Annotated in this window: 31 protein-coding genes; 8 read left to right on the forward strand and 23 right to left on the reverse strand. The window is 63.2% G+C overall.

Annotated features, from left to right (window positions below; genetic code table 11):
• Window positions 1-2 precede the first annotated feature (2 nt).
• From rpmD to rpsJ, 21 genes are all read right to left on the reverse strand, one after another.
• Window positions 3-182 carry a 50S ribosomal protein L30 gene (gene rpmD / locus ACODSO_RS13275; protein WP_068380873.1) on the reverse strand — a complete coding sequence of 60 codons (180 nt, stop codon included), beginning with the start codon at window positions 180-182 and terminating at the stop codon, window positions 3-5.
• The gene (rpsE, locus tag ACODSO_RS13280) at window positions 182-844 is read right to left on the reverse strand and encodes a 30S ribosomal protein S5 (protein ID WP_068380871.1); all 663 of its coding nucleotides are present in this window, start codon (window positions 842-844) and stop codon (window positions 182-184) included. Before rpsE ends, rpmD begins: the two co-directional genes overlap by 1 nt.
• Window positions 845-875: 31 nt before the next feature.
• Complete coding sequence (rplR, locus tag ACODSO_RS13285; RefSeq protein WP_068380861.1) at window positions 876-1,289, reverse strand: 50S ribosomal protein L18; 414 nt, start codon at window positions 1,287-1,289, stop codon at window positions 876-878.
• Window position 1,290: 1 nt separating this feature from the next.
• A complete protein-coding gene (rplF, locus tag ACODSO_RS13290) occupies window positions 1,291-1,830 on the reverse strand; it encodes a 50S ribosomal protein L6 (RefSeq protein WP_338893197.1) in 540 nt (179 codons plus the stop codon).
• A gap of 14 nt (window positions 1,831-1,844) precedes the next feature.
• Complete coding sequence (gene rpsH / locus ACODSO_RS13295; RefSeq protein WP_068380855.1) at window positions 1,845-2,243, reverse strand: 30S ribosomal protein S8; 399 nt, start codon at window positions 2,241-2,243, stop codon at window positions 1,845-1,847.
• 391 nt (window positions 2,244-2,634) lie between these two features.
• Window positions 2,635-4,107: an APC family permease gene (locus ACODSO_RS13300; RefSeq protein WP_489037314.1), complete on the reverse strand. Its 1,473-nt coding sequence runs from the start codon at window positions 4,105-4,107 to the stop codon at window positions 2,635-2,637.
• A gap of 210 nt (window positions 4,108-4,317) precedes the next feature.
• Window positions 4,318-4,503 (reverse strand): type Z 30S ribosomal protein S14, encoded by a 186-nt coding sequence (locus ACODSO_RS13305; protein ID WP_068380853.1) that lies wholly within the window; start codon window positions 4,501-4,503, stop codon window positions 4,318-4,320.
• Window positions 4,504-4,507: 4 nt separating this feature from the next.
• Window positions 4,508-5,080, reverse strand: coding sequence for a 50S ribosomal protein L5 (gene rplE / locus ACODSO_RS13310; RefSeq protein ID WP_068380850.1), 573 nt, complete (start codon window positions 5,078-5,080; stop codon window positions 4,508-4,510).
• A 1-nt stretch (window position 5,081) separates the two neighbouring features.
• Window positions 5,082-5,399 (reverse strand): 50S ribosomal protein L24, encoded by a 318-nt coding sequence (gene rplX, locus ACODSO_RS13315; RefSeq protein WP_068380847.1) that lies wholly within the window; start codon window positions 5,397-5,399, stop codon window positions 5,082-5,084.
• A complete protein-coding gene (rplN, locus tag ACODSO_RS13320) occupies window positions 5,400-5,768 on the reverse strand; it encodes a 50S ribosomal protein L14 (protein ID WP_008718280.1) in 369 nt (122 codons plus the stop codon).
• A 239-nt stretch (window positions 5,769-6,007) separates the two neighbouring features.
• Entirely contained in the window at window positions 6,008-6,286 is a 279-nt protein-coding gene (rpsQ, locus tag ACODSO_RS13325) for a 30S ribosomal protein S17 (RefSeq protein WP_068380845.1), read from the reverse strand.
• A complete protein-coding gene (rpmC, locus tag ACODSO_RS13330) occupies window positions 6,283-6,528 on the reverse strand; it encodes a 50S ribosomal protein L29 (RefSeq protein ID WP_019663551.1) in 246 nt (81 codons plus the stop codon). The genes rpsQ and rpmC overlap by 4 nt, the downstream gene beginning before the upstream one ends.
• Window positions 6,528-6,944, reverse strand: a complete 417-nt coding sequence (gene rplP / locus ACODSO_RS13335; protein ID WP_068380842.1) for a 50S ribosomal protein L16 — start codon at window positions 6,942-6,944, stop codon at window positions 6,528-6,530. The genes rpmC and rplP overlap by 1 nt, the downstream gene beginning before the upstream one ends.
• A 2-nt stretch (window positions 6,945-6,946) precedes the next feature.
• Complete coding sequence (rpsC, locus tag ACODSO_RS13340) at window positions 6,947-7,750, reverse strand: 30S ribosomal protein S3 (protein ID WP_068380839.1); 804 nt, start codon at window positions 7,748-7,750, stop codon at window positions 6,947-6,949.
• Window positions 7,750-8,169, reverse strand: a complete 420-nt coding sequence (rplV, locus tag ACODSO_RS13345) for a 50S ribosomal protein L22 (protein WP_068380836.1) — start codon at window positions 8,167-8,169, stop codon at window positions 7,750-7,752. Before rplV ends, rpsC begins: the two co-directional genes overlap by 1 nt.
• The gene (rpsS, locus tag ACODSO_RS13350) at window positions 8,166-8,447 is read right to left on the reverse strand and encodes a 30S ribosomal protein S19 (protein ID WP_008718309.1); all 282 of its coding nucleotides are present in this window, start codon (window positions 8,445-8,447) and stop codon (window positions 8,166-8,168) included. The genes rplV and rpsS overlap by 4 nt, the downstream gene beginning before the upstream one ends.
• Before the next feature lie 13 nt (window positions 8,448-8,460).
• Window positions 8,461-9,300, reverse strand: a complete 840-nt coding sequence (gene rplB / locus ACODSO_RS13355) for a 50S ribosomal protein L2 (RefSeq protein WP_068380827.1) — start codon at window positions 9,298-9,300, stop codon at window positions 8,461-8,463.
• 39 nt (window positions 9,301-9,339) lie between these two features.
• Window positions 9,340-9,645 (reverse strand): 50S ribosomal protein L23, encoded by a 306-nt coding sequence (gene rplW / locus ACODSO_RS13360; protein WP_068380830.1) that lies wholly within the window; start codon window positions 9,643-9,645, stop codon window positions 9,340-9,342.
• A complete protein-coding gene (gene rplD, locus ACODSO_RS13365) occupies window positions 9,642-10,319 on the reverse strand; it encodes a 50S ribosomal protein L4 (protein ID WP_338893201.1) in 678 nt (225 codons plus the stop codon). The genes rplW and rplD overlap by 4 nt, the downstream gene beginning before the upstream one ends.
• Window positions 10,316-10,981 carry a 50S ribosomal protein L3 gene (rplC, locus tag ACODSO_RS13370; protein ID WP_068380824.1) on the reverse strand — a complete coding sequence of 222 codons (666 nt, stop codon included), beginning with the start codon at window positions 10,979-10,981 and terminating at the stop codon, window positions 10,316-10,318. Before rplC ends, rplD begins: the two co-directional genes overlap by 4 nt.
• Before the next feature lie 14 nt (window positions 10,982-10,995).
• Entirely contained in the window at window positions 10,996-11,301 is a 306-nt protein-coding gene (gene rpsJ / locus ACODSO_RS13375) for a 30S ribosomal protein S10 (RefSeq protein ID WP_003938093.1), read from the reverse strand.
• A gap of 474 nt (window positions 11,302-11,775) precedes the next feature.
• Here rpsJ and ACODSO_RS13380 point away from each other — a divergent pair, with 474 nt between their 5' ends.
• Entirely contained in the window at window positions 11,776-12,267 is a 492-nt protein-coding gene (locus tag ACODSO_RS13380) for a hotdog fold domain-containing protein (protein WP_489037315.1), read from the forward strand.
• On the opposite strand, the gene ACODSO_RS13385 is transcribed toward ACODSO_RS13380, so the two are convergent.
• A complete protein-coding gene (locus ACODSO_RS13385; RefSeq protein WP_489037316.1) occupies window positions 12,239-13,159 on the reverse strand; it encodes an NADP-dependent oxidoreductase in 921 nt (306 codons plus the stop codon). The genes ACODSO_RS13380 and ACODSO_RS13385 overlap by 29 nt on opposite strands.
• A 112-nt stretch (window positions 13,160-13,271) precedes the next feature.
• Here ACODSO_RS13385 and ACODSO_RS13390 point away from each other — a divergent pair, with 112 nt between their 5' ends.
• The 7 genes from ACODSO_RS13390 to ACODSO_RS13420 all read left to right on the forward strand — a co-directional run bounded on the left by ACODSO_RS13390 (window position 13,272) and on the right by ACODSO_RS13420 (window position 19,554).
• The gene (locus tag ACODSO_RS13390; RefSeq protein ID WP_068380802.1) at window positions 13,272-13,673 is read left to right on the forward strand and encodes a winged helix-turn-helix transcriptional regulator; all 402 of its coding nucleotides are present in this window, start codon (window positions 13,272-13,274) and stop codon (window positions 13,671-13,673) included.
• On the forward strand, window positions 13,670-14,605 hold the full coding sequence (locus ACODSO_RS13395) for a prephenate dehydrogenase dimerization domain-containing protein (protein WP_489037317.1): 936 nt from the start codon (window positions 13,670-13,672) through the stop codon (window positions 14,603-14,605). Before ACODSO_RS13390 ends, ACODSO_RS13395 begins: the two co-directional genes overlap by 4 nt.
• 5 nt (window positions 14,606-14,610) lie before the next feature.
• Window positions 14,611-15,555 (forward strand): AurF N-oxygenase family protein, encoded by a 945-nt coding sequence (locus ACODSO_RS13400; RefSeq protein WP_489037330.1) that lies wholly within the window; start codon window positions 14,611-14,613, stop codon window positions 15,553-15,555.
• A gap of 126 nt (window positions 15,556-15,681) precedes the next feature.
• A complete protein-coding gene (locus ACODSO_RS13405; protein WP_489037318.1) occupies window positions 15,682-16,683 on the forward strand; it encodes an ATP-binding cassette domain-containing protein in 1,002 nt (333 codons plus the stop codon).
• Window positions 16,680-17,537: an ABC transporter permease gene (locus ACODSO_RS13410; protein ID WP_489037319.1), complete on the forward strand. Its 858-nt coding sequence runs from the start codon at window positions 16,680-16,682 to the stop codon at window positions 17,535-17,537. Before ACODSO_RS13405 ends, ACODSO_RS13410 begins: the two co-directional genes overlap by 4 nt.
• Complete coding sequence (locus ACODSO_RS13415; protein ID WP_489037320.1) at window positions 17,534-18,385, forward strand: ABC transporter permease; 852 nt, start codon at window positions 17,534-17,536, stop codon at window positions 18,383-18,385. The genes ACODSO_RS13410 and ACODSO_RS13415 overlap by 4 nt, the downstream gene beginning before the upstream one ends.
• A 200-nt stretch (window positions 18,386-18,585) precedes the next feature.
• The gene (locus tag ACODSO_RS13420) at window positions 18,586-19,554 is read left to right on the forward strand and encodes an esterase/lipase family protein (RefSeq protein WP_489037321.1); all 969 of its coding nucleotides are present in this window, start codon (window positions 18,586-18,588) and stop codon (window positions 19,552-19,554) included.
• A gap of 90 nt (window positions 19,555-19,644) precedes the next feature.
• On the opposite strand, the gene ACODSO_RS13425 is transcribed toward ACODSO_RS13420, so the two are convergent.
• On the reverse strand, window positions 19,645-20,640 hold the full coding sequence (locus ACODSO_RS13425) for an alpha/beta hydrolase (protein WP_489037331.1): 996 nt from the start codon (window positions 20,638-20,640) through the stop codon (window positions 19,645-19,647).
• Window positions 20,641-20,681 lie beyond the last annotated feature (41 nt).

Here is a 20,681-nt window from a genome sequence, read left to right on the forward strand (position 1 = left end):
GGCTAGACCTCCTCAACAGTTACGAGGTGGCGGACAACATTGACCAGACCTCGGGTCTGCGGGGTGTCGTCACGGACGACGGACTGGCGAATGCCTTTGAGTCCGAGGGTCCGCAGGCTGTCCCGCTGGTTCGACTTCTGGCCGATGGTGCTCTTGATCTGAGTGACCTTCAGCTGTGCCATTACTTCACCGCTCCTGCCTGTGCACGCGCACGAAGCATTCCGGCGGGAGCAACCTCTTCGAGGGTCAGACCGCGACGAGCTGCGACCTCCTCGGGACGCTGCAAGCCCTTGAGCGCTGCCACGGTGGCGTGCACGACGTTGATCGCGTTGTCGCTACCGAGCGACTTCGAGAGCACGTCGTGGATGCCTGCGCACTCCAGCACGGCGCGAACAGCACCACCGGCGATGACTCCGGTACCGGCACTGGCCGGACGGAGCATGACGATGCCTGCTGCTGCTTCACCCTGGATGGGGTGCGTGATGGTTCCGCCGATCATCGGGACACGGAAGAAGCTCTTGCGAGCCTCCTCGACGCCCTTCTGGATCGCCGCGGGAACTTCCTTGGCCTTGCCGTAGCCGACGCCGACCAAGCCGTTGCCGTCTCCGACGATGACGAGGGCGGTGAAGCTGAAGCGTCGACCACCCTTGACCACCTTGGACACGCGGTTGATCGCGACTACGCGCTCGATGAAGTTCGACTTCTCGGCAGCGTTTCCGCCACGCGAGTTGTCGCGACGGTCGCGTCCACCACGGTTGTCACCGCGGTTGTCGCCACCACTGTTCGGTCCACTGTTCTGTCCGGCGGGGCCGCTTCCACCGTCACGCCGTTGACGTCCCGGCATCAGGCTGTCCTTCCGTTGTCAGTAAGAGTCATCAGAATGCCAACCCACTCTCGCGGGCAGCATCTGCCAGAGCCGCGATACGGCCGCTGTAGTTGTTGCCGCCACGGTCGAACACGACCGCGTCGATTCCGGCAGCCTTCGCGCGGCTGGCGATGAGCTCGCCGACCTTTGCGCTCTGGGCCTTCTTGTCTCCGTCGAGTGCGCGCACGTCGGCCTCGATCGTCGATGCGCTGGCCAGCGTGTGGCCCGCGAGATCGTCGACCAACTGGACGTGGATGTGCCGTGCGGAGCGGTTGACGACCAAGCGCGGACGCTCGGGCGTTCCGGAGATCTTCTTGCGAAGGCGGAAGTGACGACGCGCCTTCGACAAGCGACGCTTCGTCGACACGTCGGTTCCGCGAGGTGTGCGGTCGACCTTCGCCTTGTCTGCTGTTTGCTGGCTCATATCACTTACCCGTCTTTCCGACCTTGCGGCGGATAACTTCACCCTCGTAGCGGATGCCCTTGCCCTTGTACGGGTCGGGGCGCCGCAGACGACGAATGTTGGCCGCGATCTGGCCGACCTTCTGCTTGTCGATACCGATGATGGTGAATCGCGTGGGCGACTCGACCGTGAACGTGATGCCCTCCGGTGCTTCGATCAGCACGGGGTGGCTGTACCCGAGAGCGAACTCGAGGTCCTTGCCCTTGAGCACAACGCGGTAACCGACGCCGTGGATCTCCATCTTGGTGGTGTAACCGTTGGTGACACCGGTGATGAGATTGGCAACGAGGGTGCGCGAAAGGCCATGCAGCGAGCGACTACGGCGCTCGTCGTCCGGACGGGTGACGGCGATGGTGCCGTCGTCCGCGCGTGCGATCTGGATGGGCTCGGCGATTGTCAGGTTCAAGGCACCCTTGGGTCCCTTGACTGCAACATTCTGGCCGTCGATCGTGATGTCGACGCCCGCGGGGACCGTGACCGGCAATTTTCCAATACGTGACATGGTGGTGGCCTCCCCTACCAGACGTAGGCGAGGACTTCTCCGCCCACACCCTGCTTGGCCGCCTGACGCTCTGTGAGCAAACCGGTGGACGTGGAGATGATCGCCACGCCCAGGCCGCCGAGAACCTTGGGCAGATTGGTGGATTTTGCGTACACGCGAAGGCCAGGCTTCGAGATGCGGCGCACGCCTGCGAGGCTGCGCTCGCGGCTGGGTCCGTACTTGAGATCGACGATGAGGGTCTTGCCCACCTCGGCGTCCTCGGTACGGAAATCGGAGATGTAGCCCTCACGCTTGAGGATCTCGGCGATGTTCGCCTTCAGCTTCGAGTGGGGAAGCTTCACCTCATCGTGGTACGCCGAGTTGGCGTTGCGCAGACGGGTCAAGAAGTCTGCAATTGGATCGGTCATCGTCATGGTGTGACCTGTGCACCTTTCTCGCAGCGGTTCCCATGCAGCACGCGCGAACTGGTGCCCCTGGGGTCTCGAAAACCCCGGCGGGCCTGGTTCGTCACATCGTGGGCCTACAGCGAAGTGAACATGTCCTGACCGACTGTTGCCGGTCAGGGGTTGCGCTCCAAGCAGTGCATCGCTGCACTGCCAGGTGTTACGAGCTTCCGCGTGTTCGACATGCTGACGTGCGGAGAACTCGAGGTTGCGTCAATATTGCAAGGACTCGCGTGCAGGCACGACGAAGCCCGGGCAACCGCACAAGTGTAGGCAACCGGTGGTCAAACTCCAAATCGTCCGTGCTAAAGGGCGGCCTGAGCCCCAGACGAACGCGGCGCCCGGTTCCTCGCTCCCCGGTTCACTCCGTCTCGTGGCGTTCCGCGTCATTCCGGAGCGAACGTCGACTGCCGGACTTGTTGACGATGTAGGTGACGCCCCACAGCACGACGCCGATCAAGAGCATGGCGCCGGCAATCTTGTATTGGATCATCTGTGACTCGGTTCGGGCCCATGGACCGACGAGGAACAGACACAGTGCTGCGCCTGCAACCGATACCCACACCGGCGCACGGAAAAAGGTCTTGTCCGCGCGTTGTTTGAGGACCAGGCACGCGACGTTCACCACCGAGAACACTCCGAGAAGCAGCAGCCCGGTTGTCCCCGACAGCGCGCTTACCACCGAGTTACCGGACAAGCGGTTGACGACGACTATGAGGCCGACTGCCATCGCCGTGGTGAAGAGAATGGCAGCCCACGGCGACCGACGACCAGGGAGAACGGCACCGAGCGACACCGGAAGCACGTTCTGTCGTGCCAACCCGTAGATGCACCTGCTCGCCATCAGCATGTTGATGAGTGCAGTGTTCGCCACCGCGAAGACCGTCAGATACGGGAAAATCTCGTCGATCGGAAGACCCGGTGCACCGGTGCGAACCACGTGCAGCAAGATCCCTTCGCTTCCCGAGTCGTAGTTCAGCGGCAGGACTGCGATCACCGCGACGACCACAAGTACATAGAGAAGGCATGCGATGCCGAGTCCGGAAAGCATCGTTTTCGGGAAGATCTTCTGTGGCTCCTTGGTCTCTTCGACCATGTTGACGGAATCCTCGAAACCGACCATGGCAAAGAATGCGATCGTGGTCGCGATCGTGACGGCAATGAAGATTCCCTTGTCGTTCTGGTCCTCGAATACGACGAGATTCGCGATGTCGCCTTCTGCACTCCCCTGCCCGACCGCAACGAACCCGATGACGATCACAATCGCCAGGGCCGTCATTTCGACGGCCGTCAGTACGACGTTGAACTTCACCGATTCGCCGACACCTCGTAGGTTGATCACGGCGAGAAGACCCATGAAGAGCACGGCGACGACGAGTTGAGAGGTGGAGCCAGTCGGGACGTCGAACCATCCGAGACCGTCTGCGTCACTGAATGTTTCGTGAAGTCCAGCGAGTAGATTCCCGGCGACGACGTTGGAGGACGTCGCCGCACTGGTAATACCCGAACAGATCACGGCGAACGCGACGATGAACGTCGCGAAGTGGATGCCGAACGCCTTCTGGGTGTACAGCGCCGCCCCTGCCGCTTGCGGATACTTCGTCACGAGTTCGAGGTACGAGAACGCCGTTAGCGTGGCCACGACGAACGCAAGAACGAACGGTACCCACGCGATCCCGCCGACGTTCTCGATCATGTCCCCGGTGACTGCGTACACGCCTGCGCCCAGGATGTCGCCGACGATGAACAACAGCAGAAGACCTGGCCCGAGGACGCGTTTGAGCTCGTGCGAGTCCGGCGCAGTGTCGGGTTGGTCGTGCGCCACGTCTGCCATCGGTGGACCTCCGCGCTCGTACGTCCGTGTCGAATTGCCACTGTCCGAGAAGCGTAAACCGGTAGTTCGTATTCGGCGCGGGTACGACGGCGTGGACGACAGACCGTGTTCCACAGACCGGGGACGCGGCCCCAACGACAAGACGGGCGTGGGTTCCGTGAAGGAACCCACGCCCGTCAGCGTGGTGCGGTGAAGCCCGGAGGCCTCAGATCACCAGGAGCTCTTGCGAACCCCGGGAAGCTCTCCGGCGTGCGCCATCTCGCGAACGCAGATACGGCACAGGCCGAATTTGCGGAACACCGAGTGTGGACGGCCGCAGCGGTTGCAACGCGTGTAACCACGCACTGCGAACTTCGGCTTCTTGTTGGCCTTGTTGACCAATGCCTTCTTCGCCATGGACTCAGTTCTCCTTGAACGGGAAGCCGAGGTGCTTGAGCAGCGCGCGGCCTTCTTCGTTGTTGGTTGCGGTGGTCACCACAGTGATGTCCATGCCGCGAGGACGATCGATCTTGTCCACGTCGATCTCGTGGAACATCGACTGCTCGTTGAGGCCGAACGTGTAGTTGCCGTTACCGTCGAACTGCGTGCCCGAGAGGCCACGGAAGTCCCTGATTCGGGGAAGGGCAATCGAGGTCAGCCGGTCCAGGAACTCCCACATGCGGTCGCCACGAAGCGTGACGCGTGCGCCGATGGGCATTCCTTCACGGAGCTTGAACTGCGCGATGGACTTGCGGGCCTTGCGGATCTCCGGCTTCTGACCGGTGATAGCGGCGAGGTCGGCAACTGCACCGTTGATCAGCTTCGCGTCACGGGCGGCGTCGCCGACACCCATGTTGACGACGACCTTGACGACGCCGGGGATCTGCATGACGTTGTCGTATGCAAATTCGGTGTTGAGGGCGTCCTTGATCTCGGCGCGGTAGCGCGCCTTGAGGCGAGGCTGCGTGCCTGCCGTGTTCTCAGTGGTAGTCATCTCAGATGTCCTTCCCGTTCTTCCGGGAAACACGAACGCGCTTGCCGGACTCTTCGTCGGTGCGGTAGCCCACGCGAGTGGGGTTTCCGTCCGAGTCGATGACCGCGACGTTCGATACGTGGATCGGGGCTTCCTGCGTGACGATTCCGCCCGAAGACGCGCCACGCTGGTTCGCGGAGACCGCGGTGTGCTTCTTGATGCGGTTCACGCCCTCGACGAGGATCTTGGAGTCAGCGGGGTAGGCCTGAATGACCTTGCCCTTGGCACCCTTGTCCTTGCCGGCGATCACGAGAACGGTGTCGCCCTTGTGCACCTTCATTTACAGCACCTCCGGGGCGAGCGAGACGATCTTCATGAACTTCTTCTCACGCAGCTCGCGGCCGACCGGGCCGAAGATGCGGGTTCCGCGAGGATCGTTGTCCGGCTTGATCAGCACGGCAGCGTTCTCGTCGAAACGAATGTAGGAACCGTCGGGACGACGACGCTCCTTGACGGTACGGACGATGACCGCCTTGACGACCTCGCCCTTCTTGATGTTTCCACCGGGGATAGCGTCTTTCACCGTAGCTACGATGATGTCGCCGATCCCGGCGTAGCGACGTGACGAGCCACCGAGAACGCGGATGCAAAGGATTTCCTTCGCGCCCGTGTTGTCAGCGACGCGTACTCGCGACTCCTGCTGAATCACAAACTTCTCCTAGACCTGGATGTGCATACGTGCCGGATTTCCGTCCCGACACGCGCGGTCGGCTGTCGCGGCGCGGGCGCACGAAGGCACACCGCTGCCACAGGCAACCGGTCAAGTGTAGGGGACGTGGGGTGCGGAATCCAAATCGCCCCTGCTCGAGGCCGGGAACACCCGGCAACCAGAACGCACGAAAAAGCCCGCCCCCGTGAGGGAGCGGGCTCATTCGCAGCAGTAAATGCTTACTTGGCCTTTTCGAGAACCTCGACCAGTCGCCAGTGCTTCGTGGCGGACAGTGGACGGGTCTCCATGAGCTGAACGCGATCGCCTACGCCGGCGTCGCCCTTCTCGTCATGTGCCTTGACCTTGGTGGTCCGACGGATGACCTTGCTGTAGAGAGGGTGCTTGACCCTGTCTTCCAGCTCGACCACGATCGTCTTCTCCATTTTGTCGGATACGACGTAGCCGATCCGAACCTTGCGGTTGTTGCGCTCTTCAGTCACAGTCTTTTCCTCGCTCATGCCGCGTCACCTGCAGTGTCGTCGGCAGGACCGGTGGCCAAACCGAGCTCACGCTCACGCAGGACGGTGTAGATGCGCGCGATCTCGTGACGAACGGTGCGCAGTCGACGGTTGTTGTCCAACTGGCCGGTAGCCATCTGGAAACGAAGGTTGAACAGCTCTTCCTTCGACTCACGCAGCTTGGTGACCAGCTCTTCACCGGTGAGCTCGCGGAGCTCTGCGGCTGGGGTTCCGGTAGCCATCAGAACTGCTCCTCCCTGGTGATGATGCGTGCCTTCATCGGCAGCTTGTGGATAGCGCGTGTCAGTGCCTGACGCGCGACGGTCTCGTCGGGGAACGAGAGCTCGAAGAGCACGCGTCCCGGCTTGACGTTCGCGATCCACCACTCGGGCGAACCCTTACCGGAACCCATGCGGGTCTCGGCAGGCTTCTTGGTGAGCGGGCGGTCCGGGAAGATGTTGATCCAGACCTTGCCGCCACGCTTGATGTGGCGGGTGATCGCGATACGAGCGGCCTCGATCTGACGGTTGGTGATGTAGGCAGGCTCGAGAGCCTGGATGCCGTAGTCACCGAAAGTCACAGCGGTTCCGCCCTTGGCAGCACCCGATCGCTTCGGGTGGTGCTGCTTGCGGTGCTTGACCCGGCGTGGGATCAACATCGTCAGCCCTCCTGATTCGGCTCGGTCGAGGCCGGAGCCTCTGCGGATGCCGCGCGGCCGGCCTCGGTGCTCGTCGCAGTGGTGCCCGAGGCACCGGAACGACGCGGACGCGAGGGACGCTCGCGGCGCGGGCGGTCGTTGCCTGCAGCAGGTGCAGCAGCGGCGAGCTCACGCTTGCCACCGACGATGTCGCCCTTGTAGATCCAGACCTTCACGCCGATACGGCCGAAGGTGGTCTTGGCCTCGTACAGCCCGTAGTCGATGTCCGCACGAAGCGTGTGCAGCGGCACACGTCCTTCGCGGTAGAACTCCGAGCGGGACATCTCGGCGCCGCCGAGTCGACCGGAGCACTGGACACGGATGCCCTTGACGTTCGGCTGACGCATGGCCGACTGGATGGCCTTACGCATTGCGCGACGGAAAGCGACGCGGTTGCTGAGCTGCTCGGCAACACCCTGGGCCACGAGCTGAGCCTCGGACTCGGCGTTCTTGACCTCGAGGATGTTGAGCTGAACCTGCTTGCCGGTCAGCTTCTCGAGAGCTCCGCGAATGCGGTCGGCCTCGGCGCCACGACGACCGATGACGATGCCCGGACGTGCCGTGTGGATGTCCACGCGAACACGGTCACGAGTGCGCTCGATCTCGACCTTCGCGATTCCCGCGCGCTCCATGCCGGTGGCGAGGAGCTTACGGATCGCGACGTCTTCCTTGACGTACTCCGAGTACTGCTTGTCTGCGTACCAGCGCGACTTCCAGTCAGTGGTGATACCCAAGCGGAAGCCGTGCGGGTTGATTTTCTGACCCACTACTGAGCCCCTTCCTTGGACGCCTGGCCCTTACGACGGTTACGAGACGTTCCGCCGGTCTTGGGCAGGCTTTCGACGATCACCGTGATGTGGCTGGTGCGCTTGCGAATCCGGAATGCACGACCCTGAGCTCGCGGCTGAAAACGCTTGCCGGTCTTGCCCTCGTCGACGAACGCAGTCGCCACGATCAGCGTGCTGGGATCGAGATCCAGGTTGTTCTCGGCGTTGGCTGCTGCGGAGGCGATCACCTTGGCGACCGGCTCGCTCGCTGCCTGCGGCGCGAACTTCAGGATGTTGAGCGCGTCCTCGACGGAGCGCCCACGAACCAGATCGACGACGCGACGTGCCTTCATCGGCGTGACGCTGACGTGCTTGGCGACGGCCTTGGCAGTCGGATTGGCGGTTTCGGTCTTGCTCATCGCCTCTTCGCCTTCCGGTCGTCCTTGATGTGACCCTTGAACGTACGGGTCGGTGCGAACTCTCCGAGCTTGTGGCCGACCATCGAGTCGGACACGAACACCGGCACGTGCTTGCGACCGTCGTGGACGGCGAAGGTGTGACCGATGAAGTCGGGGAGAATTGTCGATCGACGGGACCAGGTCTTGATGACCTGCTTGGTTCCCTTGTCGTTCTGGACGTCAACCTTCGCGAGGAGGTGATCGTCTACGAACGGGCCTTTCTTCAGGCTGCGTGGCATTCTGAACTCCCTCCTAGCGCTTGTTCTTGCCGGTACGACGACGACGGACAATGAGCTTGTCGCTCGCCTTCTTCTTACTGCGGGTACGGCCCTCGGCCTGTCCCCACGGGCTGACCGGGTGGCGTCCACCCGAGGTCTTGCCCTCGCCGCCACCGTGCGGGTGGTCGACCGGGTTCATCACGACACCACGAACGGTCGGGCGCTTGCCCTTCCAACGCATACGGCCGGCCTTGCCCCAGTTGATGTTCGACTGCTCGGCGTTGCCGACCTCGCCGACCGTTGCGCGGCAGCGCACGTCGACGCGACGGATTTCACCGGAAGGCATACGCAGCGTGGCGTAGGGGCCTTCCTTGCCGAGGAGCTGGATGCTCGCACCGGCAGAGCGTGCCATCTTGGCGCCGCCGCCCGGACGAAGCTCGACCGCGTGAATGGTCGTACCCGTCGGGATGTTGCGCAGGGGCAGGTTGTTACCCGGCTTGATGTCGGCGCTTGCGCCCTGCTCGATCGGTGAGCCCTGAGCGATGCCCTTGGGTGCCACGATGTAGCGCTTCTCACCGTCTGCGTAATGCAGCAGGGCAATGTTGGCGGTGCGGTTGGGGTCGTACTCGATGTGAGCGACCTTGGCCGGCACGCCGTCCTTGTCGTTGCGACGGAAATCGATCAGACGGTACGCGCGCTTGTGTCCGCCACCCTTGTGCCGGGTGGTGATACGACCGTGTGCGTTACGTCCACCGCGACCGTGCAGGGGGCGAACCAGCGACTTCTCGGGCGTGCTGCGGGTGATCTCCGCGAAATCGGAGACACTGGAGCCGCGGCGGCCCGGAGTGGTCGGCTTGTACTTACGGATTGCCATGAGTCTTCTCGTCCTCTATATCCGAAGAGTCCCAGTCGCTTACGCGACCGGACCTCCGAAGATCTCGATGGGCTTGCTGTCGGCGGAGAGCGTTACGAGCGCGCGCTTGGTGTCCTTGCGCTTGCCGTAACCGGCACGGGTCCGCTTACGCTTGCCCTGACGGTTCTGCGTGTTGACGCTGGTCACGGTGACGTCGAAGATCTTCTCGACGGCGATCTTGATCTGCGTCTTGTTCGAATCCGGGCGCACCAGGAAGGTGTACGTGCCTTCTTCGATCAGTCCGTAGGACTTCTCGGAGATGACCGGTGCCAGCAGGATGTCGCGGGGATCGGCGATGGTGGTCACTTGCTTGCCTCCTCGTTCTTCGCAGGCCCTGCGATGAACGTGTTCAGCGCTTCCACGCTGAAGATGACGTCATCGGCTTCGAGCACGTCGTACGTGTTGAGCTGGTCGGGTGCGATGGGATGCACGCCTTCCAGGTTCTGAACGCTCTTCCACGCTGCAACGTCTTCGCGGCCGACGACCAGAAGGACCTTCTTGCGATCGGAGATCTCGGCGAGGAAGGACTTTGCGACCTTCGTCGACGGGGTCTGTCCCGCAACCAGTTCGGTGATCACGTGCAGACGCTCGCTACGGGTCCGGTCCGAGAGGGCTCCGCGCAGAGCGGCGGCCTTCATCTTCTTCGGGGTCCGCTGGCTGTAGTCACGCGGCTGCGGTCCGTGAACGGTGCCACCGCCGACGAACTGCGGCGCACGAGTCGAGCCCTGACGAGCGCGGCCGGTGCCCTTCTGCCGGTACGGCTTCTTGCCGCCACCGCGAACCTCGCCACGAGTCTTAGTGGAGTGGGTTCCCTGTCGCGCAGCGGCGAGCTGTGCCACGACGACCTGGTGCAGGAGTGCGATGTTGGCCGGCGCGTCGAAGATCTCGGCGGGGAGATCGACGGTGCCGTTGGTCTTGCCACCGGCAACCTTGACGTCAAGCGTCAACTTGGTATCAGTCTTCTTCTCGAGGCTGGTCATGCCCGTGCACCACCCTTCAATGCAGACTTGACGATCACGACGTTGCCGCGACGGCCCGGGATTGCTCCCTTGATCAAGAGCAGACCGTTCTCGCTGTCCACCTTGTGGACCGAGAGGTTCTGCGTGGTGACGCGATCGCCACCCATACGGCCGGACATGCGCATTCCCTTGAAGACGCGGCCCGGAGTGGCACAGCCACCGATGGATCCCGGACGACGGTGCACGGCCTGGGCACCGTGGCTTGCGCCCTGGCCCTTGAATCCGTGACGCTTCATCGTTCCGGCGAAGCCCTTGCCCTTGCTGGTGCCGGTGACGTCGACGTAGGCGCCGTCCTCGAACACAGCTGCGGTGAGCTCCTGGCCGACCTCGAACTGCGAGGCGTCGGCGACGCGGATCTCCACGACGTGGCGGCGAGGCGTGACGCCTGCCTTCTCGAACTGGCCGGTGGCCGGCTTGTTCACCTTGCGGGGATCGATCGCGCCGAAGGCGACCTGGACGGCGCTGTAGCCGTCGCGCTCCTGCGTGCGGATCTGGGTGACCACGTTGGGTCCAGCCTTGATCACGGTCACGGGAACGACGCGGTTGTTCTCGTCGAAGACCTGAGTCATTCCGAGCTTCGTGCCCAGAATGCCTGTGGCAGGCCGATTCTTGTTATCAGTCATCGTTGTCTCCGCGCTCACTGGATGTTGACGTCGACACTGGCAGGCAGGTCGATGCGCATGAGCGCGTCGACCGTCTTCGGCGTCGGGTCGAGGATGTCAATGAGCCGCTTGTGAGTACGCATCTCGAAGTGTTCGCGCGAATCCTTGTACTTATGGGGCGAACGGATGACGCAGTACACGTTCTTTTCGGTCGGCAACGGCACCGGTCCGACGACGCGGGCACCCGTACGGGTGACCGTTTCGACGATCTTGCGCGCTGACGCATCGATCGCCTCATGGTCGTAGGCCTTGAGCCTGATGCGGATCTTTTGTCCCGCCACGCTTAGTGTCCTTTTCTTGCCGCTTGTCGTGAAGCCTGCCGTTCGGCCTGCTCCACCTCGTCTGCACAGTCCCCGAGTCGCTCGGCCAAGGCCGAAAGGACTCGAACTGCCCTCGTGCACACACGACGAAACGAACGTTGGCGATCAGGCGTGACCCGATCCGTTGCCGCTGTTCATCTGTCATGGTTCTCCGGTCCACGCGGTCGGGCGTGTCGCATTTCTGCTCATACTCCGACCGCTTGCTCTTCTTCGATGACCGTGAGCGCGAGGCTTCCGGTCCATCTCCGAGCTGGCGAACCGAACGCACTCACGTGGAGTGCTGGTTCTGTTCTGCTCTTACCTGTCGCAGGCCGCACGAATGCGCGTCCCGTGTCCAGGCAACCCGACCAGTATGCCGTAGACGGGCGCCGAGCACAAATCTCGGTCGACGGGCATTTCGAGACGCTCTATCTTACCGAGCGGTAAGATAGAGCGATGTCCACCACCGTCAAGTCATACGGCCCCACCTACGGTATCTGGCGCCGCCTGCCGGACAACGCAATCGGCTCTGCCGTCTTCTCCTTGGGAATGTGCCTGCGCGTCCCGTACTTCGGTTCGGTGCTGCCGTACGTACGGTCGCTCGAGCCGGGTCGATGCGAGGTGACTGCCCCGAAATGGTGGGGTATACGCAACCACCTCGGCACATTTCACGCTATCGCCGCGTGCAATCTCGCAGAGGTCGCCATGGGAATGCTGGCCGAGGCCACCGTTCCGACGACGCACCGATGGATTCCCAAGGAGATGACGGTTCGCTACCGCGCGAAGGCGACCACCTCGCTGACCGCAGTTGCGCAGTTGGCGGACCTTCCGGACTTCGACGCGATCACCGACGGCGCCGATCTGATCGTCCCTGTCTCGATCACGGATCGAGACGGAACAGAGGTAGTCCACGCCGACATCACGGTGTGGATCTCGCGCTCTCACTGACGGTCAGCACCCACCGACCACGCGTGCCACCTCGCTCGAGCGCCGCGTGCGCGTCGAACGCCTTCTCCAGCGGGAACGTTCCGGCTGTCCGAACAGCCAGTACGCCCTCGTCGACGAGTCGCACCAGTTCGCCGAGCTGTGTGCCGTCGTGATGAACGGCAACCGCCGTCACCTCGACACCTCGGACCGCCGGTGGCCCGGCGGAGGGGATAACGCCGACGTAGTGCCCACCGTCACGAACCGTCTCCAAGGCGACTTCCCCGAGGACTGCGGTGTCGAGGACCGCATCGAACGACCCTGCGGATGGGGTGGCCGACGTGAAGCGCGCGCCGCTCGCGAGGACGAACTCCTCGTCCTCGGCACGCGCCAAGCCGGACACGGCCCATCCACGGCGAACGGCGAGGGGAAGAGCGAAACCTCCCACTCCCCCTGCCGCACCGGTAACCAGCAGTGCTCGCCCGTCCGGTTCGCCGAGCATGTCGAGACCTTGCAGCGCTGTGAGGGCATTGAGCGGCAAGGTGGCTGCGCCGACGGCATCGGTCGAGGTCGGCGAAGCGGCTATCGCACTCTCCGGCACCACGACGTAGCCGGCGTAAGCAGCAGTCGGGCTGTCGAGCCCGTCGTGGAGTGCCACCACTGAGATTCCGGGTGCCCACGTTCGCACCTCGTCGCCGACTACATCGATTCGGCCCGCGATGTCCCACCCGAGGCCGACGACCTGGGAACGATCGATCCACCCGAGTTGGTGATAGATGCCCTTTCGCGTCTGGACATCGACGGGATTCACCGCCGCCGCATCCACTGCGATTCTCACCTGCCGGGGACCGGGGATCGGCACATCGACTTCCTCCAGCGTGAGGTGGCTGTCTCCGGTTGTGACGATTGCCTGCATGTACGTGCTCTTTCGTCGTACTGGGTAGTTGCTTTTCCACTGTGTCGATGTCACTCTCCAACGGGAAGTAGGCACCTTGAAGTGCGTAGGAAACCGAGGAGGAAGCCCACAGATGCCGACCATGACTGCGGCGGCGGCCCGTGCCGCCGCGAAAAGTGAATACGACGCCTATCTGGCGGCCTGTCCCAGTCGTCGACTGCTGGATCGCGTCAGCGACAAATGGGTCTCGCTCGTCCTCGTCGCACTCGGCGACGGTTCGCATCGGTACTCCGAACTGGCTCGACGGTTGGCCGGAGTCAGTCAGAAGATGCTGACTCAGACACTCCGAACCCTCGAACGCGATGGACTCGTCGATCGAACGGTCACCGCCGCGGTTCCGGTTCGGGTCGACTACTCGCTCACTCCACTCGGAAGCTCGCTTCTTCCGGTGATTCGCGAGGTCAAGATCTGGGCCGAGCAACACATGGACAGCGTCGAGGCCGCGCGGGCGCGATACGACAGCGAACAATCGTGACCGAGCAGCCACCCGAGGCGGCTCCGCCGCAGGCCCAGAGCAACACGACACCGTACGACGCCGTCGTCATCGGCGGCTGCGGCGCCGTCGGGTCGTTGCTCGTCGACCTTCTCGTCGGTGACGGACTTTCGGTGCTCACCATCGATCCATCCTCGAAGTACGACTCCATCGATCACATCTCCGGCGACATCCGCGCATTGAACGCCGACCTTGCCCCCACAGTGAAGAACGCACCCGTCGTCGTATTGGCCGTTCCCGAGTCGGTGGCGTTGTCGACGGACCTGTCTCTGTTCGGTGAGGATGCGCTCGTCGTCGAGACGCTGTCGGTCAAGTCGGGCTTCGCTGCGGTGGCGTCCACAGCTCCTGCAGGTCTACAGATCTTGGGAATCAACCCGATGTTCGCACCGTCATTGGGAATGGACGGTCGACCGGTCGCCGCAGTCGCACACCGCTCCGGTGCCCGAGTCGACGACTTCCTGCACCGCATCGGCACCTGGGGCGGACGGATCGTGACCGTCGGCGCCGACCAGCACGACCGTGTGGCCGCAGCAACCCAGGCCTTGACGCACGCCGCGGTTCTGGCCTTCGGATCGGCGCTTGCATCGCTCGACGTCGACCCAGCACTCGTGGAAGCCGTTGCGCCGCCGCCTGCTCGTACCGCGCTCGCTCTGCTGGCTCGAATCGCGGGTGGCGAACCGGAGGTGTACTGGGACGTGCAGGCAGGCAATCCCTACGCCGGTCCCGCGCGACACGCATTAACGACGGCACTGACGGATCTCGACACCGCAGTCGCCTCCGGTGAGGAGTCGGACTTCACCCGCTATCTGCTCGACGCTGGAAGATCTGTTCCGGACGGCAACGAGTACCGAGCATTGTGTGCTCGACTTTTCGGTATCGTGCGAGAACCAGCACGGGAGGAGGATCGACGGTGATCGACATGCCATCGCTGCCCGCACACGACCCGGACGATCTCGTCGAGAGCGCGGTCGTGTCACGCCTGGCCGGCAATTGGAGCAACCGGGCGACGGTGAAGAAGCCGGAGCCCGACCTGGACGATCTTTTCGATCATTCCAAGCACGACTACCCCGAGGACTTGATCCCGTTCGCCGAACACGACGTCTACGTCGGCCTGCCCGAGACCACGAAGGACAGGATCAGGGCGTGGGGGTGGATCGCCTTCAACAAGAACGTGATGGACGTCGAACAGCACGTCGTCAACCCAGGCTTCTCGCTTCTCGCGCAGGACGCCTTCGACACCGGCATGGGCGACGTTCTAGCAGTTGCCGTGACGCAGGCGATGGTCGACGAGCAGTACCACACCCTCATGCACCTCAACGCGAGCGCTCTCACCCGACGCCAACGAGGATGGGCCATGCCCGAGCGCGCGCTCCCCTTCAGCGCAACGGTTCGGCGCCGGGCCGCAGCTCAACTCGAGGCCGACAACCCGACCGAAGCCGCTCTGAGCGCTCTGGCATACATGACGGTCGCGGAGATCTCGATCACGTCGTACCTCGATCTGATCGAGGACAACGAGAGCATTCAACCGGTCAATCGAGCGACGGTGAAACTGCACAACCGAGACGAGTACTGCCACGCGTCGATTGCCGACGAAATGGCAGTGATCGTGTTCGAAAAGCTGAAATCGACCGAAAGAAGATTTTTCCTCGACGGGTTGGCAGCGGGAATGAATGCATTCTCGGCCACTGATTTCTCCACCTGGGAGGCCATTCTCGAGTGTGAAGGCGTGGCGGGGAAAGACCGAATGCTCGACGACACACGGAACGACCACACGCGTCGGCAATTGGTCCAGGATTACACCGGAATCCGGTCTTTGTGCCGGAAACTCGATGTCGAGGACGAAATAGGAATCACCTGGGCATAAGCACTCGGGAGGGCGCGCCCATTACTGCAGGTAACATTTCCGGCGGGTGCATGGATTGACTACGGGTACGAAAACCCGTCGAGACCGTCCACCACACTTTTTCTACACCGACCGCACGGAGAATCGATGCCACTGTCCGAGGACGCAGCAGTTCTGGTGGAGGACGTCCACAAGTCGTTCGACGACGTCCACGCCCTTCGTGGCATCAGTTTCGCAGCGCCGCGAGGTACCGTTCTCGGCATTCTCGGCCCCAACGGAGCCGGCAAGACCACCATGGTCAAGGTGCTGGCGACGCTGCTGAAGCCGGATTCCGGGCGTGCCATGGTCGCCGGTCACGATGTCGCGACCAATGCCCCTGCCGTACGGCGATCGATCATGATGACGGGCCAGTACGCGGCGTTGGACGACACGCTGTCCGGCCGCGAGAACATCGAACTGTTCGGACGTCTGATGGGGCTGGACAAGAAGGCATCGAAAGCCCGCGCACACGCTTTGCTCGAGGAATTCGACCTCGCCGACACAGGCAAGAGGCCGGTCCGCGGGTACTCGGGCGGAATGCGCCGCCGCATCGACATCGCGTGCGGTCTTGTGGTTCGACCCCAGGTCGTGTTCCTCGACGAACCGACGACCGGGCTCGATCCGCGCAGCCGCCAGGGTGTGTGGTCGCTCGTACAGGCGTTGAAGGCTCAAGGCATCACGGTGCTACTGACCACCCAGTACCTCGAAGAAGCCGATGTGCTCAGCGACAACATCATCGTGATCGACAAGGGCACGGTCATCGCCGAGGGGACATCCGACGAGCTCAAGGCACGCACCGGTGGCAGTTACTGCGAGGTGGTCCCTCTCGATCCGTCTCAGCTTCGACGTGTGGCCGACGCGCTCGGCGAACTGCTACCTCCCGCGAATCGCGCCGAGATCGCGTCCGACGCGGTGCGTCTGTCCGTCCCGGCGCCGGGAGGTGCTGCAACGCTCTCGGAGATCTTGCGCCGCATCGACGCCGCGGGAATCGACCTCGCCGACATCGCACTACGTCGCCCATCTCTCGACGATGTCTTCCTCACCTTGACCGGACACTCGCACTCGACCGACAGCGCCGCGCCTGCCGACACAGGTGTCGATGCCCGATGACGGCCACCAGTCCGAGAGTGCGTGCCGAGTCCAACTCCGTCGGTAGCCATTCGGCGTCGAATACAAGGTCCGCCACCCGACCTGTCCACCGCAAGCCCAGCCCATCGGGGTTCGTGCAATGGCAGGTTCTGACGGCGCGCTCGGTGTGGACCATGGTGCGGCACGGCGAGTTGGTGGTTGCGGTCATCGCGCCGCTCATCTTCACTGTCGGCTTCTATCTGCCGCTCAAGTTCGTCATGCAGCTGCAGGGGATCGACTACGCGCAGTTCCTGATGCCGATCATCGTGCTTCAGGCGATGGCGTTCACCGCTATCTCGGCGTCGCAGCGCGCGTCGGCCGAGTCACTGAGTGGGTTCAACACACGACTGCAGACCATGCCCGTCGTCGGTGCGGTGCCCCTGGTGTCGCGCATCTCGGCCGGTGTCGTCCGATCCGTGGTGTCGCTGACTGCGGCGCTCGGATTCGGGTACGTCATCGGTTTCCGATTCAGCGCGGGTCTAGGCCAGGCGGTACTGTTCTGCGCCTTCGCGCTCGCGATCAGCACGATGCTCTCCGTCGGCGCAGACGCGATCGGAACGCTCTCGAAGAGTCCGGAATCGACCAGCCAGATGCTCACCCTTCCCCAGCTGATCCTGGGTATGGCGTCGTGCGGTTTCGTTCCCGAGTCGGGGTTTCCGGAGTGGATCAGGCCGTGGGTCCGCAACCAGCCCATCTCCCAGTTCTCGTTCTCCATGCGTGACATGGCCGAGGGCGGCGTCAGCTTTCACGTGCTGTGGCCGTCGCTCGCGTGGATAGTCGGTCTGCTGGTGCTGTTCGTGCCGTTGGCCCTGTGGGCGAATTCGAGGCGATCATGAGCACCCCGACAGTGGAAACCGGTGGACAGGTGAGCCGGCTGGACTTCCCGGAACCGAACCTCCACTTCGCCGAGAACTCCGTACGGGCGCTGTGGACCCACAGCCTGATCCAATGCACTCGGCTACTCAAGCGATGGGCCCGCGATCCGTCGACCATGATCCAGGCTCTCCTGTACCCGGCCTTGACGCTTCTGATGTTCAGGATCGTGCTCGGCAATTCCATCTCGGCGGCGACGGGCTCACCGAGCGTGTACGGAACTGTGCCGATGATCGCGCTGGTCGGCGCGATGTTCGGCTCGATCGTCAGTGCAGTGGGGTTGAAGGGCGAGAAGAAGAGCGGTCTGCTCAGCCGGTTCGCGACGACGCCGACGCACCGCGCATCAGGCCTGCTCGGCCGCATGATGGCCGAAGCGATCCGCGTCTTCGCGACGACGATCGTCATCGTGGCGGTGGGCATGGCCATCGGGTTCCGGTTCAACCAGGGAATCCCCTCGGCCATCGCGCTGCTGCTGCTACCGATCGCGTTCGGGATCGGATTCGCAGTCATGGTGACCTTCCTCGCTACGATTGCCGGTGAGTCTCCCCTCGTCGAGGTCGTATCCATCGGCTGCACCCTGCTGATGTTCTTCAATTCCGGATTCGTCCCGGTCGCGGCGTACCCACCATGGCTCCAACCCGTCGTGGCCGCGCAGCCCATGTCGTGTGCGGTCGATGCGATGCGCGGCCTGTCGCTGGGTGGGCCCGTACTGGTTCCGGTGCTGCAGACTCTGGCCTGGGCACTCGGCATGGTCGCCGTCTTCCTCTATCCCGCGATTCGTGGCTACAAGCGCGCTGCGGAGACCGGATAGACCCGCCTCGCCGTCCGACAATCCGAGGAAATCGAGACCGAACAGTAGGCAAAAGTTCACCGGTTCGAGCTTCGGAATTGCTTTACCACACTCGAGCGCTGTTATCGTTGTAGGCAGACCGGAGACGATCCTCGCCCCCGGTTTTTTGCTGCCGGTCCGCCAGTCGGAACGGTCGAGTCGAAACGAAGGGTCGTTCGTACGTGCCGAAACCCAGAGGCAGGGTCGCCATCGCTCTGGCATCCGCGGCGTTGATCGCGCTCGGCAGTTCAGTGGTGTCCACTCCGTCCGCAGGCGCGGACACCGTGGACTCGCCGCTGCCATCCGAGTTCTCCGATATGGGAGCGGCCCCGGCCGGTGCAAACGACTGGTCGTGCGTACCGTCCGAGGCCCATCCGCGACCGGTGGTGCTCGTGCACGGAACTGGCTCGGACATGGCCACCACGTGGACGACGATGGCTCCGGCTCTCGCCGAGCAGGGATACTGCGTCTACGCCCTGGACTACGGCGCCGTACGCACGTTGCTCGACCCGAACAAGGTCATCTGGGGTCTCGGTGACATCCCGGTGTCGGCAGCACGGTTGGGCGCCTTCATCGACGTCGTCCTTGCCCAGACAGGCGCCGCGAAGGTTGATATCGTCGGTCACTCTCAAGGCGGAACGGTTGCGCGCCAGTACCTGAAGTTCAACGGTGGAGTGAACGACGCCGATCCATCGGCCAGCAAGGTCGAGAACCTCGTGACGCTGGGCGGGACCAATCATGGGACCAACTTCGGCGGTATCCAACAGATGTACCTCGTCCTCGCCGCCGCAGGACTCGACCAGACCATCATCTCCGAACTGCTGTTCGGTCTGACCGGACTCGGCACCGCGGGTCGTCAGCAACTCATCGGCTCCCCCACTCTGCAGCGCCTGAACGCAGGCGGCGAGGTCGAGCCAGGAGTCCGCTACACCGTGGTCGGCACCAAGTTCGACAAGGTGGTCACACCTCCCGAGCGCACATTCCTCGACGGGACCGGCTCAGCCGAGGTACGCAACATGTGGGTACAAGATGGTTGTGAGTCGAACACGGTGCCCCACCAGGGACTGACGTTCGACGACCGAGTGACCTACATTGTCCAGACGGCGCTCGATCCGTCCTATGCGGACACCCATACCGCTCCGTGCAATTAGCCGGCTACAGAAGCGACAGCACCCCCTGACCGCACAAGGCCCCATCTGCATTCACTCGCAGATGGGGCCTTTGTCGTAAGTCGGGAACGCTCAGATTCCCAGCGATCGTGCCAGCACCGGCCACGAGTTCTTCAAATCGTCCTGCCAGTAACCCCACGAGTGGCTACCGGAGTCACGGAAGTCGACCGTGGCGGGTATACCGAGCTCCCCCAGCTTGTTCGCCAAGTTGTGGGCACAGTAGTTCGTTGCGGCCTCGATGACTCCGCCGACGACGACCTGGTTGGCCAACGCAGAAGGATCGCCGTCGATTCCAGGACCGTTCAGGGTGTCGTTCTGTCCCGGCAGCCCATTGCCGTTGGAGATGTACAGCTCGAGGCCTCGAAGGCGTTCGGCGTGCACGTACGGATCGTTCTCCACCCACAGCGGGTCGGTGGGCGGGCCCCACATGTTGAGTGTGTCGCCGCCACCCCAGGTTTCGGTGGTGAGCTTGACGAACTGCTGTCCGATCGGGTCACTGGTCTGCGCACAGCCGCTGTAGGCGGCGACTCCCTTGTACAGCCCTGGTGAGTTGATCGCCAGCTGCAGCACCGAGGTTCCCGACGAGGACAGACCGGCGATCGAATTGACCCCGTTGGTACCGAGACCGGCATCGATCAGCGGCGGTAGCTCCTCGGTGAGGAACGTCGACCACTTGTTCACGCCGAGAACGGGATCCTCCTGCTTCCAGTCGGTGTAGAAGCTCCACTTGCCGCCGACAGGTGACACCACGTTGACGTTCTTGTCGGCGAAGAAGTCGATCGCGTCGGTTCGGAAGCGCCAGGTTGCACTGTCTTCGCCACCGCCCGCGCCGTTGAGGAGGTACAGGGTGGGCCGAGGAACGCTCGTGTCCGCCGGACGCCACACGTCGAGCGGAACTTCCTTGTCCATCGCTGCGGAATAGACGTAGACGATCAGATGCTGATCGTCCATGACCTTCGTGTGGGTGATCTTGGACCCGTTGGACGTGGTCGGGTACGCGTAGAGGTCGCCACTGTCGGTGACGGGATCAGCGGAGGCCGCGAAACCACTTGCGGCCATGGGCAGCATCGCCAATGCAGCCGCTGCCACGGCATACTTGCCCGCGAATC

This window comes from Rhodococcus sp. FG69 (assembly GCF_057808915.1).